This window comes from Methanomassiliicoccales archaeon, from assembly GCA_014361295.1.
Classification (GTDB): domain Archaea; phylum Thermoplasmatota; class Thermoplasmata; order Methanomassiliicoccales; family JACIVX01; genus JACIVX01.
Genome location: JACIVX010000001.1, coordinates 1 through 13,277, shown reverse-complemented (window position 1 = coordinate 13,277; position 13,277 = coordinate 1). Strand labels below are relative to the sequence as shown.

The window sequence follows — 13,277 nt, the reverse complement described above, 5'->3', positions numbered from 1 at the left end:
AAAGATCGACACGTACGTGGAGATGAAGGAGATTGCCGGGAGATTACATCAGTCAGCTTCAGCTTGCCAGACAGCTCGAACAGAAGGCGAGGGAAGCTCGAACAGAAGGCGAGGGAAGCTGCGAGGAATCGCAAAGAAGCCGAGAAAAAGCTCGACGAGGCAGAAAAGGCTATTGCCAGTCTCAGAGAATTCGATGTCCAGTCAGCGGATGCTCAGCGATTGTTTTTGGAATCCAAGGAAGCTTTTTCCAACCGAGATTTCAAAACGGCGCTCAGTCTCGCAACCAAAAGCATCGAAGCGACTGAGAAGGCAAAGGCCGAAAAGGTTGAAGCCGTCATATCGTCCATCCTCGATCTTTTGAGTTTATTCGAGAAAGGAGACCGGGATTCAGAGGAAATCATGAATTTCGTACAAAAAGCGAGAAATCTTATTTCTGAAAAGAGATTAAAAGAAGCACTTTCAAGCGCGACCTCCACATGGAACAAGGCTGAACAGTACGTCAACAGAAAACTCGCAGACTATTTCGGCAAAGTGCAATCACTTCTCCTTCTCGCAGAATCAAACGGAATAGGCGTTGATGAAGAGAGAAAGATGCTCGCGCATGCGAGGAAGTGGCTTGATGAATTGCAGTATGCATCGACGATTAAGGAGCTCAACGCCTGTTTCGACAGGATCAAGAATCTTATTCGTTCACATCTCGAACTGCAGATTAAGAAGATTCTTGACGTTAAGGCATCCTACGAGGAATTCGGAATCGATTTTTCGTCGATTGACAATATCATCGCACAGGTTCGAAAAGAAATCGAGCAGGAAGATTACGATCGCGCGTTCAGGACCATAAAAATGGCCGAGATGGAGGTCCAGAACCTTTTGATTAATGGTATCCGTTCAAATTTTGAAAGAGTAAGAAAGAGGGCGGAATTTCTCGAAACGAATGGTATCGAGATCGGGCGCGCTAAAGAATTGATACAAAACGGGCTCGAATACGTAGGTACGCAAAGGATTGCTGAGGCGAAGGAAACCCTCAAAGAAGTGAAGAATGTTCTTTCCAAGGGAGAGGAGGAATATCTCGTACGACTTATTTCGAAACTGCGTACTAAACTCGTTCTTGCGAAAAGACTGGGCGTTGATCTTGACCAACCGTTAAAACTTCTCGAGTCTTCAAAAAGATCATACAAGGGCGGAGACTTTGAAAGTGCAATCGATTTTGTTCATAAAGCCGATGGAGTTTTAGAGAAGGCACTCGAAGGACATAAAGAAGTGGAAAAAGAGCTCGCAAGAACAAAGCAGCTCCTCTTGATCGGCAGTGTTTACCCAGTGGATTTAAAAAGGACAAAGGAGCTAATGAACAATTCGAGAGAGCTCGTTCTTGCCCGGAATTTCAGCGCGGCCGCAGAACAACTTAGGGCAGCTCAAAAAGAAGCACATAGAGCCCTTCAGGAGTACTTCGCAAGAGCCGTCATGGATCTCGAATTGAAGGCTGCGACAGCGATGAGGATGGGTGCGGATCTCGCCGAGGAACATGCCCTTCTCGATGGGATCATCAAGACAGCAAAAGATGGAAGATACATTGAGGTGGCTGCCTCGATCAAACGTTGTAACGAAATGATCAATGAAAAAATGAAGCTCGCTACGAAGGCGATGATCACATCGGCCCAAAAATTTCTAGAAAATCGAGCTGGACATGTCGATGTTTCCGCTGCAGAATCGATGATCGGGGATGCGAGGGCGGCTGTGGAAAAGGGAGAATTTGAAAAGGCATACGATCTTGCGCGGGCAGCTATCGAGACTCTCCGGAAAAGCGAAGCGGAGTCTCTTTCAATCAAGATCCAGGAAGCGAGAGATTTGCTTGATCTCGCGAGACGTCTCGGTGCGGAGAGCATCACTCTCTCTGAAAAACTGAAGAGCGCTGAGCAACTTCGTGATAATGGCGATATCTCGGAATCATTTAAACTCGTTATTGATGTCATCAATTTTGCAAGTTCAATCGTTGCTGACGAATTGACAAGAGAATTAACAAAATTGATCCGCTCGGTCGGATCAGCTCGACGGAATGGCGTTGAAGTTGCAAGGATCGATCGTCTTGCCGAGGAAGCATCGCTGGCGATCAATGGAAAGGACTTCGATCGGGCGTTCAGGATCATCAAGGAAGCGGGAGAATTGCTCGAAAAGACGATAGCGCTTCACACTGAGGTTTACGATAGAATCGTCGAAATTTCGAGTTTACTGAGGGAAGCAGGGGAACAGGGCAAGGACACTGGTGAGGCAATCGCGCTCTTAACAAAAGGCAAGAGATTGTTTGAGACTGGCAAGTACGAGGAGGCAAAGGTAATTCTCACTGAGTGTTACGCCGAAACAGAAAAAATCGTTGCCCCGTTCATTGCAACACGCAGAATACCGCTGATCAAGGATCTAATTTCGATTATGAAACGAATCGGCCTCGAGACATCACCAGTCGAAAAAATGATTGTGGATGCAGAGACAAATGCAAAAGCAGGACGATATCTTGAAGCCCTCAATGCAGCGAGAGAGGCCGAACGGATCGCGACGACTAGCCTGATCAGGGAGATTTCTTTGAGAATTGAGAATCTCAAATCAGAGATCACACGCGCAAAGAAGTCTGGTCAAGACGTTAAGAGTATCGAACAAATCGTGGAGAAAGCAGAAAAATTGTTGTGGGAAAGCCGATTCAACGATGCTCTCAAGGCTCTCGATCTCGCAAAAGCTGAGATCGATCAGAATATTGTTATGGAGAGAAGGGCGAGCGAGCACATTCAACTTGCCGAGAAAATCATTGAAGAAGTTGGATCGCTCGGCATCGATGTAACTTCTGCGCGGAACTCGCTAATCCAATCGATTAACCTCATGAATATTGGAAAGTTCATCGTTGCATCGGAACTGGCAAGAAAGGCAGCTGAGCAGGCCTCACAGCTTGCGGTGGATAAAATCAAGAATGAATTGAAAAGAATCGAAGAATTCTGCCAGAAGGAAGGTCTCGAAGGTGTCGACCTCAAAACTGCGAAGCCATCAATCGACGAAATTGATCATCTGATGGGCACCTGGCATTTCCGGCAAGCTGAAGCATTGATCGATCATCTTTCAAGCGAGATTGAGAGAATTCGGCGGCAGAAACAGATGAGCGCCCAGACAATCAATGAGGTCAAAGAGAGAGCCAAGGAGGCGAAGGAATTTGGTCTTCGCATCGAGCACGTCGAGAAGCTTCTTTCGCAGGCCGATGAAAAAATGAAAACTGGCGCTTTCTCGGAGGCCTTCGCGATCGCGATGTGGTGTTCGGAAGAGCTGCGATCGATCACCGAATCCTTTGAAAGAAGAATGGACGAAATTCATGAGGCGGAGAAGCTGATTAAACTTCTTGAAATAAATGGTCGAGATATCAGTGAACTCTCTGAGATTATTAAATCGGCAGAGGAAGCGCTCCAGGGACTTGAATTTGAAAAGGCAGCCCTCCTGATTCAGAGGGCAATTGCCAGAGCGGCATCCGAGCTCGATTCGCTGGCGAAAGAGAAAATGAGAGAATTATATTCCCTTTACCAACTACTCAGCCAGTTCTCATCTGAAGCCGAAGTTCTTCAATTAGAATTGGACATTCGTCAAATGGAGACAGGAGAACCCAAAACATCGAATCTCGAAATTATTGAGAAGAAAACTGAGGCGATCGAATCACTTTTATTCAATAAAATTGAAGATAAAATCACGAAGCTACGCGAAAGAATTGACAACGAGAGGAAAGCCGGAAAGGAAGCATCACTGAGCGAGTTCTTTATCACAACGGCTAAAGAAATGCTGGGCCGAAGAAGTTACAGAGAAGCAATCGAAGCGTTGGAGAAGGCTGAGAAGAGCATCGGCATTTCAATCGAAAAATACAGGGAATTTGAAGGAATGAAGGAAAGACTCGCGCATCTCATTGAGAAAGCTGGGAGCAAAGGGATACCGGTCGAAGAGAGCAAAGAGGTTCTGATTAAGGCTGAGAGAGAAAGTCCACAAGAAATCGATAATATGATTGAAACCTTGAAAAATGCCATTTTATCGCTTGAAAATGAAATCGAAATGCTGATGCCAGAAATTGCGATCGATGTCGATCTTCTCGAAGAACCGATCGCTAATCAATGGACAAGGGCAAGGATACGACTGCGCAACGAGGGAATCGCAATGGCACGGGACATCTCATTAAAATTCCGTGGCGATGTTGACGTGAAAGGTCCGCTGGCAATTGAATGGATGAAAGGAGGAGAAGAGGTGTCTCTAGATCTCGAGATTCTGCCGAAAAGAAGCGGTGTGATACCAATCACACTTGAACTCATCTGTAAACCTGCGCTCTCCGATGAGCCTTGCGGGTTTGAAAGTAGCTTCGAGATCGAGGCCCACGAGTCCAAATCCTGACCATTTGCGTAGTTACGATTTCACAGGTATGAACTTGTAGCCGTAGTGGATGACACCCGCCTCGCCGTCTTCTCCGAGTTTCCTGAGGGTGCTTCGCACCCGCATCCCAATTTTCACGTCCGATGGTTCGCAGTCGATAATCTGGCCAGTGACTCTTACACCTTCATCCATCTGTACGATCGCGATGACATAGGGCTTCATTTTGTCGAGCTGTGAAGGCGCCTCGTGAACGATCGAGAAAGAATAGATCTCCCCTTCACCGCGTAACTTCATCTCTTCCAGCTTGCCGACACTCTTCCTGCGACAAGCGGGGCAGATCGATCTCGGAGGGAACAGTATTCTCTTGCAGACACCACATCGAACCGCCGTCATATTGTATCGGCTTGGATTCTCACGCCAGAAACGAGCTGTCGACAACTCACACCACCCCTAAGATATGCACGATCACCGTTGCACCAGTCCCACCAACATTGTGCGCTAATCCGATTTCCGCGCCACTGACTTGCCGTTTCCCAGCTTCCCCTCTCAGCTGCGCAACGATCTCAACAACCTGGGCAACACCAGTCGCTCCAATAGGGTCACCTCTTGCCTTTAACCCACCAGAGGTGTTGATTGCAATCTTTCCGCCGATTGCCGTCTCACCCTCTATCGTCGCTTTCCCTCCTTCACCTTTTTTGAAAAATCCCAGGTCTTCGATCGCCAGTATTTCGCTGATTGTATAATTATCATGAACTTCCGCGAGATCAACGTCCTTAGGTTCGATGCCCGCTTGCTTGAATGCCCTCTCAGCAGCAATCCTCGTTGCTTCGAAACTGCAGATGTCCGATCTGTGATGCAAAGCCAATGTATCCGAAGCCTGCGCTGATGCCATGATTCTGATTGGAGTATCCGTGTACTTTCTCGCCTTCTCCATCGCGCAGAGGACGACGGCCGCACCGCCATCGGAAATCGGCGCACAATCAAAGAGACCGAGTGGCTCGGCAACTGGCGGCGCTCTTAGGACAGTATCAAGAGAGATTTCCTTCTGGAACTGCGCCTTAGGATTTAGTGAACCATGTTTATGATTCTTGACAGCGACGTGCGCAATTTGTTCCCGCGTTGTCCCATATTCATGCATGTGCCGCCGCGCAATCATCGCATGGAGTGAGGCAAAGGTCGCTCCGAATGCGCACTCCCACTGCTGGTCGGCTGCTGATGACTGGATGTCGATCGCTTTGAGATCCCCGACGTCCGTCATTTTCTCCGCACCACCGACCACCACGATATCGTGAAGACCCGATGCAATTGCAAGGTATCCCTGTCGAAGGGCGAGCCCACCAGATGCGCCCGCCGCTTCGACCCTTGTCGTGGGAATATGATTACGTGTCATACCAGCATAATCCGCGATTAACGCACCAACGTGCTCCTGCTCAATATAACGACCAGCGGACATGTTGCCAACATAAATCGCATCAATCTCATCACCCGACAGATTCGCATCATAAACCGCTGCAAGTCCAGCCTGGATTCCTATCTCCCTGAATGATAGATCCCAGAGTTCCCCAAACTTAGTATCACCGATCCCAATAATCGCAACTTCCCTCATGTCATCCCTCCAGCCAAACGAATTTTGCCTTTGAATTTTGCGTATGTCGCATAGTCAATGAACTTCTTGTTCTCGACGAGCTGCCTGACCGTCGGTGCCGCGTCCCTGCGGAACCGCTGGATTTCCGGCGTGACGGTGATATCAAAAGCGTCACTGCCGGCACCGGATCCATACGCGACCGCGAAGATCCGTTCATGCGGTTTCGCCACATCAAGAATCGCAGCAATACCGAGTGGTACCGAGCCGCTGTATGTGTTTCCGATGAATGGCGTCAGCAGTCCCGTTTCAATTTGATCCTCCGTGAACCCGAGCTGTTTCGCAACCCTCACTGGGAATTTTCCATTCGGCTGATGGAAGACTGCATAGTCATAGTCTTCAGGTTTGGAGCCCATGAGATTCATGAGTTCCTTACCACAACTGATGATGTGCTTGAAATACGCCGGTTCACCGGTAAATCGACCACCGTGGCTGGGATAAGGCTGTCCTTCTCGCCTCCAGAAATCAGGCGTATCGGTCGTGTAGGAATAGGTTCGGTTGATCTTCGCGATGATTTTCTTGGCGCCAATGAGGAAAGCCGCACCGCCAGCAGACGCAGCGTATTCGAGCGCGTCACCCGGTGCACCTTGTGATGTGTCTACCCCTATGGCGACACCATATTTGATCATACCAGCTCCAACCATTCCCATGCACGTCTGTATTGCAGCAGTTCCCGCTTTGCATGCGAACTCATAGTCCGCCGCAGTCAGTCCAGGCGAGGCCTCGATCGCTTCCGCCACAACCGTCCCCGTTGGCTTAACAGCATAGGGATGCGATTCTGAACCAACAAAAATCGCACCGATCTCTTTTGGATTAATCGAAACTCGCCTCATCATATTCCTCGCCGCTTCGACCGCAATCGTAATCGTATCCTCGTCAGGTCCAGGAACCGACTTGCTGAAGATGAGGAGATTGCGGCTCATCATTTCGCCATCAACACCCCAGACCCTACCGATCTCCTGGGGTGTTATCCTATACCTAGGGATATATGCCCCATAGCTAACAATGCCAACATCCATTTCAAACACCACCTCAAACTTAACTGAGACGTTCGAGCCTGTCGACAAGAACCTGCATTGGCAAATCTGTTCGAACAAGTGGAATACCTTCGAGAGCTGCAAGTCTGATCGCGAGCTCATCGACATGCTCGGGTTTGTGATAACAGACCATCGCTGGCTTCAGAGGGTGAGCCCTGACAGCGATCATCGGAGACCTTCCGTATTTGACACCAGTAAAAATCAGCGCCCTCTCGCTGCTCCATCCATAAATCTTGAGGTAGTCGAATGAGCTGAGGGACACGATCGCCTTCATCGAATCGATGACGGTATAGCCATGAATGTCTCTGACTAGGGGGAGACCCTTTGTCAAGTTTTCTCCATCGATGACTCTGATAAAGTTCTCGACTGGCATGCTTGTCTCAAATTCCTTCATGCTGATAATACAGTCGGTCTTCTCGCCTAAGGTGTATTTTTTGATCGTCTTACCACCAGTTTTTTCGTCAATTTCGATAAGTCCGTCGACGATCTTTCTGATGATGACGATGCCAGGAGACTTCCTCCTTCCTGATTCATAATCACTGATAACCGATGGGGAGATTCCAAGATGTTTGGCAAGGGTCTGCTGGGAGATGTTGAACTCCTCCCGCCATTTCCTGATCGTCTTGCCAACATCCGATGAAAGCGTGATGTCCCCAGCGATCTTTTCCCTCAACTGCTCCTTCATGAATGGTGGTAAGGCAATGCATTATTTAATATTTGTCGAACTATGTATACGACAGATTATGAATTTGGCCCGTTAGGATCCATTATTACAGATATCAGGAAAAAAATAAAAACCGAGATCAAATTCCCAAAAATCATTAAATGAGATCTCAAGCTCCATTCTATCAAGTACAAAAAAAAGGAATAATATTTATTCGAGTTGCATATTCTGACCCGTTTCTCACGGGGCTGTGGGGTAACTTGGCTATCCTTGTAGCTTCGGGAGCTATAGATTCCGGTTCAAATCCGGACAGCCCCACCATTACGATATTGGATAGGTAGGGTTTCTTCAAAGATTCCCTTCCTCATTTTGAGATCAATACTCAATGTATATGCGCCTTGAAAGAGTTCCGAGATTTTTTTACCCCAGCCGTAAGTTTTAGCCGTAAGTTTTAATTCAGAATATTTGAAGAATTACGTCTGGGATTTTTGGTTCAAATTGTTGGAATTTCATATTTTGTCCTAGAACGGGATCGTTTGTATGTTCCTCCGGATGTTCTGCGATTTTGTTTTTTTTGTTTTAGAAGAGATATGCTTAGCTGAAGATGCCACTTATCGTTGCTCAACTTGATGAATCGTTCTAGAGATAGCTAAAAGACATCTCTTGTTTTCTAGGTCATTTTTCCTTTTAAAACTTGAAACTGAAGACGACCTAATCATGTTCACGAAATTTTCTCTCAAAAAAATCATTGTTTTGCCCAAAAAGAATTGGATTTGAAGCTAATGGTAAACCTGGAGAGCGATAAAGTATCGATCGACATTTAGGTTTTCTTAAAATTCCATCGAGAATGGCAAATTGAAAAACCAAAAACTATAGAAAAAGCGATTGAGGTTGATTGCAATAATGAAGAATCATTTCAATATGACAATTGAAGAAAGGTGCTTTCGGAATCTTTTGATAATAACTCTAATATTTAACCCCAATTAACTCCACCGGATTCTCAACAGGTAGCGCAGTTCCTTCCTACCTCGATAATAATATTACAAAATCACGAGATCGAAGTCAATTTCTCTCCATCCATTATCTACCTTCCAATCCTTTCCAATTTAATTCCACCAATGACAATTCTCGCAATTTTTTCATCAACTGGCGTGAATACTTTCAAAATTCCATTTTTAACGTCGATTCCAACAACGACACCGATACCGAGTAATTCCCCATCATTTCCAAGGAGCCCGACTATTCGATTCATCCCTTTTTGCCAATCATTTTCAAACTTCACTACATCGTTACGAAATACCTTTACTCGTCCTCTTTTCAGATATCTTGCAAAAGCGAGCTCCCTTAGCCGCTTTCTCGTTTCTGGACTCCGAGGCTTAACATCTGAAGGTGGTTGGACAACAATCACTTCATTACTAAAGCTTTGGAGTAAGGGATTGAGTTCGTTATCTTGTGCTATAGCAACAACAAACGGTGATGGGAGTAGTCCCACCATCGATTTTTTGAAATTCAGTGCCGCATCATTTCCCACCCATCCATCAGTGTTCACGATAATGATCCTGGCCCTTTTCTCTTCCGCCTTTGCTAACAATTTTCCCGCCATCGAAAGCACTTTTTTCTGAACAGAGTAAGGGGATGTAACCCCTACGAACATTGTCCAATCAGGATTCATCGATTGGAAATCTGTTGTCTGTTCCCTTAAAAGAAGAAAACCAATTGTGCCAGGAGGACCTATTTCTGATTGCCCCAAGTCGGTATCTATGAAACCTACGGGACCAAGACCATCTTTAATGCACCGATTTATAAGATAAAGTCCCAAACTCGATTTTCCTGAGTCAACACCACCAATGATGACTACGCAACGAGGGGTTTTTTTGATAATTGTGTTTGCACATTCGATCCAAGATTGAGGGATAGTATTTCCTTTTTTAATCTCGTAAGCTGAATTGGCGCCAAGTTTCATTTCGATTTTGGTTGGAATAATTGCATAGAAAGGGAGCCTTTTGTCCTCTTTCACAATCGTCAGCGATTGGGCCTTTCTTTCAGCTCCAAATACTTCAAGAATACCGCTTTCCACTCGGACCGATGCTGGGCCATCTACTAAGAGGGTGCTATCGGGATACAATTCCAATTCGATCATATCTGACCCTCCTGATGATTTGATTATTGCGCATCAATCAGCTCAAATATGGTTCTTGGCAATCAAGAAGACTTCATTTCATTTGAATCTATTGCGGATGCCAAACCATAATCATGAGGAAATTTACAAAAAGTTCTATAATCAATACTTGCATCTAGTGATTCCCAATAGCGTCCATGAAGATGGAAAGTGAAGTGAATTATTGACTCTCGATAGCATCGTTTATTAATGTCAACTCTAATGAATTCCTTTACTCTGAGCCAAGATTATGCGAAATATTCTTTTATCACTAAAGTTGTAAATTTCAATTGATCCCAAAAAATCCTAACTTCTGGATACGGACTCATACCTGCGACCGCATCCGAACATATTGTTGCTGGGGGGTGTAGCCACCAGTCTTGAATATTGAATCTCATGCGGTAGCTAGAAGGAGAATTGATGAAGAAATCGGATTATGAAAAGAGGGAAGAGAATGAGGTATTGGAAGGCGGACGATTATCGAGAGTATTGCTTATCTCGATCCTGATCTGTTTCACTTTGCCCCTTTGTTCTCCCCGTAATTTCGTTGCAATTGACGGCGACGTCGTTCGTCGCCCAGGGCTAACAGATGACTGAACCTTCAATACCCTATACCCAGCCATTCCATTGTCATCACTCAATGACAATCGGAAAAGACAATACGTTACATTTCACCTATGTTGACAAATATGCATGGGAGACAGACCGATAATCAGTTTTGTTCTATGTGTCAAGATTAAGCTACTATCGCAAACAATCAATCCCCCCATCTCAGCCAACTAACTTCTAAGTCGAATCGGGAGATCAATTTATCAGATTTAAATGGTCTGCTCCCTCTGCTGATGGTGGTTCTGATATCATGGCTTACAGAATCTATCGAGGGGTTGATGGCGCAACTATGGCATCTGCCTTACCGTCAGAGCAAATGTCCGAACGGTAACAGATTCAGGTTTGACGAACGGCATTGACTATCCGTATGCAATAACTGCAATAAACAAGGCTGGAAAAAGTCAATGGAGAGAAACGATTCAACCGACGCCAAAAGCTGCGGACGATACGATAACGATTACAGTTGCTGGTGCAGCTGTGGCGGGCGGCGCTTTGCTAGGTACACTAATGGGAAGAGCCATAATGAGGTGATTAAAAGATATTACCGTTCAAATTCATCGTCGATCAATTTCTTCAAAAAATCCGCTTCCTAGCGGATTATTTGAAGCGCATGTTTATTAACATCGGCGCTTAAGCATCATGCGCTCAGGAGGAGAATATCTCCTTTTAAACGGAGAGGAGGTGATCTGATGGGAGAGCTATTACTAGGTCTTCCCGCCTTATACATTGGTGGGGTGCTCGTTGTGGCTTTGCTTGTTTTGATGGGGTACGCTGATCAGAAGGGCGCATCGATCTTCATCTTCCTGGTCGCCTTTCTAGCCACGGCAGTAGGTTTTTACAACTGGTTGGTTCTCAATAGTCCGTTGGCCATGGCGCAAGTGCTGCTTTTTGCATTCACATATTGGATCCTTGGGTATAGCTGGTACACGGGCGCAACAGATAATAGAGCACTTGGATGGTATTGTCTGTTCGTCGCTGTCAACGTAATACCGTTTGCGTACTACGTTTGGGATGCGGGATTGTACATACTTGGCATTAACTGGGTGCTATGGGGACTGGCATGGTTTATGTTCTGGGTCGTCATGGGAATTCAAAAAACACAATTCATGAAGCTCACTTTGATTATAACCTGGATCGCAGCGATCGTCGTATGGGTATGCGCACTTGGATGGTTGCTCGGTTGGTTTGGCTTCTGATCGAGGAAAACGGAAATCAGCGGAACTTTCTTCCTCCAAACAGAAACTGAGCATCATATTTGGGAAACGGACCGAGCATCAGATTTCAGATTTACATTTACCCACATATCGAGCACAAACAGGAACATATTGAATTCATTTCAAGGTAGGAATCTAAATTCAATTGGGTTTAACAAAGAAATAGATAGCACAAGGAGAAACCCGATAGCGAATGTGAATGGTGGCAATGATCTAAGGCTCGCTCATTGGAGTGATTACAGACCGCATATCAAAAATTTTTTAATTTTGATTACCAAATTCTCGCCATCATCTCATCGGATTTCGACTTGCAAATTCACGATCTAGGGTCGTATGAAACAGAAATACAACACGATGATAAAGTTTACATAACGCCTCGAATGTTGTCAATCATGATGTACATTGCTCTAACTCTTCTATCTGCGAACGTAGGGTTATCAGGCAGGTCGTTGATGTTTTTGACGAGAATTATCTAGAATAATCAAATAATCCAATATAGGAAACAAATCAAATTGAAGAGATTATGGAATTCCTTAAACAGTATCTTGATCGTTCCTATCATCAGAAAAAAGAGAAATTCGTTTTTCCTCATGCGGAATCGTTGCCCGACCTCGCAGAGAGATGCAAGGGTTTCTAGGCGCTCATAAAAAGATTGAAAAGATCACTAGCGAAATGATGATGTGAATTTCAAAAAAAAAGAGTTGATACGGTGAGGATATGAAAGAAAAAATCTGCAAACAGCAAGAGAATATGGGGCACTGCTCGTGCAGCTACGAGCCATGCGTTCGAAAAGGGGTTTGCTGCGAATGCATTAAGTACCACTGGAAGAATCGCGAGCTTCCCGCTTGTTTCTTCCCTAGGGATGTGGAGTGGACGTACGATAGATCGCTGGAGCGCTTCATTGAATGCTACAGTAAGAAATGATGAATTGATCGGGATTGAGCTTGATTTGATTTAGATATTTGTAAGGGCGGATTCCAGATGAACAACATCGGAACTTCACTCAATAAGAATACAGGGCGTTTGACTGACCATCCAGTTGTGAGATCACAATAAGAATTTGATAAGGTTGTAGGCTACTAAACATCAAACACAAGAATTGTGATAACGTCCGCTCTGATATCTCATGATTTCAATAGACCATGTGAAAATCGGGTCTCTCAATTCCCTATAAAGAATCAACAACAATTTCGATTGGACATAGTGACGAGCAGTCAAATGAGAAAATGATCCGTGTTAGATCTCAACGCGAATTCTTCACAAGGCTATGTCGGCAATTTTAATAATTGTCCTCGGGACATCTTCGATCGACGTTGAAAACCTTAATCGATAAGAGGAAGACTGCGTATCTGGAGAAAAATCTTCGCTCAACGAATGCTTTTTCCGAGGAGACTGAACAATCTCACTCCAGAGGTCAAGAAAGATTGAATCAATCGTCCAAATCGGATATTGTTTCTTAGTTTGGTTTTTTATTAATGTTGCCTTATTATTCTTCTTATAAGTGAGAGTTTTGAATCCTTTTTGGTTCGTTCTTTTTTCAGGAACGATTTGGGGGGGGGGCGGGGGGGGGGGG

At 45.3% G+C, this 13,277-nt stretch carries 10 protein-coding genes and 1 tRNA gene; 6 read left to right on the top strand and 5 right to left on the bottom strand.

Annotation, left to right across the window (positions count from 1 at the left end):
- The first annotated feature begins 63 nt into the window (after positions 1–63).
- On the top strand, positions 64–4,401 hold the full coding sequence (locus tag H5T41_00055; GenBank protein ID MBC7107179.1) for a hypothetical protein: 4,338 nt from the start codon (positions 64–66) through the stop codon (positions 4,399–4,401).
- 12 nt (positions 4,402–4,413) lie between these two features.
- Here H5T41_00055 and H5T41_00050 read toward each other — a convergent pair whose 3' ends face one another.
- Genes H5T41_00050 through H5T41_00035 form a run of 4 tightly spaced genes read right to left on the bottom strand, consistent with a single transcriptional unit; the run spans position 4,414 to position 7,744 of the window.
- Positions 4,414–4,818, bottom strand: a complete 405-nt coding sequence (locus H5T41_00050; protein MBC7107178.1) for a Zn-ribbon domain-containing OB-fold protein — start codon at positions 4,816–4,818, stop codon at positions 4,414–4,416.
- Position 4,819: 1 nt separating this feature from the next.
- Positions 4,820–5,986 carry a thiolase domain-containing protein gene (locus tag H5T41_00045; protein MBC7107177.1) on the bottom strand — a complete coding sequence of 389 codons (1,167 nt, stop codon included), beginning with the start codon at positions 5,984–5,986 and terminating at the stop codon, positions 4,820–4,822.
- Positions 5,983–7,041: a hydroxymethylglutaryl-CoA synthase gene (locus tag H5T41_00040; GenBank protein MBC7107176.1), complete on the bottom strand. Its 1,059-nt coding sequence runs from the start codon at positions 7,039–7,041 to the stop codon at positions 5,983–5,985. The genes H5T41_00045 and H5T41_00040 overlap by 4 nt, the downstream gene beginning before the upstream one ends.
- 19 nt (positions 7,042–7,060) lie before the next feature.
- Complete coding sequence (locus H5T41_00035; GenBank protein ID MBC7107175.1) at positions 7,061–7,744, bottom strand: helix-turn-helix domain-containing protein; 684 nt, start codon at positions 7,742–7,744, stop codon at positions 7,061–7,063.
- Between the two features lie 223 nt (positions 7,745–7,967).
- Here H5T41_00035 and H5T41_00030 point away from each other — a divergent pair.
- Positions 7,968–8,044: transfer RNA gene (locus H5T41_00030), tRNA-Pro, on the top strand.
- Between the two features lie 763 nt (positions 8,045–8,807).
- Here the strand turns inward: H5T41_00030 and H5T41_00025 are convergent.
- A complete protein-coding gene (locus H5T41_00025; GenBank protein MBC7107174.1) occupies positions 8,808–9,863 on the bottom strand; it encodes a hypothetical protein in 1,056 nt (351 codons plus the stop codon).
- Positions 9,864–10,301: 438 nt separating this feature from the next.
- On the opposite strand from H5T41_00025, the gene H5T41_00020 reads away from it, so the two are divergent.
- The 4 genes from H5T41_00020 (at position 10,302) to H5T41_00005 (ending at position 12,628) form a co-directional block, all read left to right on the top strand.
- Positions 10,302–10,478 (top strand): hypothetical protein, encoded by a 177-nt coding sequence (locus tag H5T41_00020; GenBank protein MBC7107173.1) that lies wholly within the window; start codon positions 10,302–10,304, stop codon positions 10,476–10,478.
- Between the two features lie 354 nt (positions 10,479–10,832).
- Positions 10,833–11,021, top strand: coding sequence for a hypothetical protein (locus H5T41_00015; protein ID MBC7107172.1), 189 nt, complete (start codon positions 10,833–10,835; stop codon positions 11,019–11,021).
- Positions 11,022–11,179: 158 nt separating this feature from the next.
- Positions 11,180–11,686: a hypothetical protein gene (locus tag H5T41_00010; GenBank protein MBC7107171.1), complete on the top strand. Its 507-nt coding sequence runs from the start codon at positions 11,180–11,182 to the stop codon at positions 11,684–11,686.
- Positions 11,687–12,421: 735 nt separating this feature from the next.
- A complete protein-coding gene (locus H5T41_00005; protein ID MBC7107170.1) occupies positions 12,422–12,628 on the top strand; it encodes a hypothetical protein in 207 nt (68 codons plus the stop codon).
- Positions 12,629–13,277 lie beyond the last annotated feature (649 nt).

What these genes read in the sequence shown, in the direction of transcription:
- H5T41_00045 (MBC7107177.1), bottom strand. Translation starts at nt 5,986, where the DNA reads ATGAGGGAAGTTGCGATTATTGGGATCGGTGATACTAAGTTTGGGGAA.
- H5T41_00005 (MBC7107170.1), top strand. Translation starts at nt 12,422, where the DNA reads ATGAAAGAAAAAATCTGCAAACAGCAAGAGAATATGGGGCACTGCTCG.
- H5T41_00010 (MBC7107171.1), top strand. Translation starts at nt 11,180, where the DNA reads ATGGGAGAGCTATTACTAGGTCTTCCCGCCTTATACATTGGTGGGGTG.
- H5T41_00035 (MBC7107175.1), bottom strand. Translation starts at nt 7,744, where the DNA reads ATGAAGGAGCAGTTGAGGGAAAAGATCGCTGGGGACATCACGCTTTCA.
- H5T41_00025 (MBC7107174.1), bottom strand. Translation starts at nt 9,863, where the DNA reads ATGATCGAATTGGAATTGTATCCCGATAGCACCCTCTTAGTAGATGGC.
- H5T41_00020 (MBC7107173.1), top strand. Translation starts at nt 10,302, where the DNA reads ATGAAGAAATCGGATTATGAAAAGAGGGAAGAGAATGAGGTATTGGAA.
- H5T41_00040 (MBC7107176.1), bottom strand. Translation starts at nt 7,041, where the DNA reads ATGGATGTTGGCATTGTTAGCTATGGGGCATATATCCCTAGGTATAGG.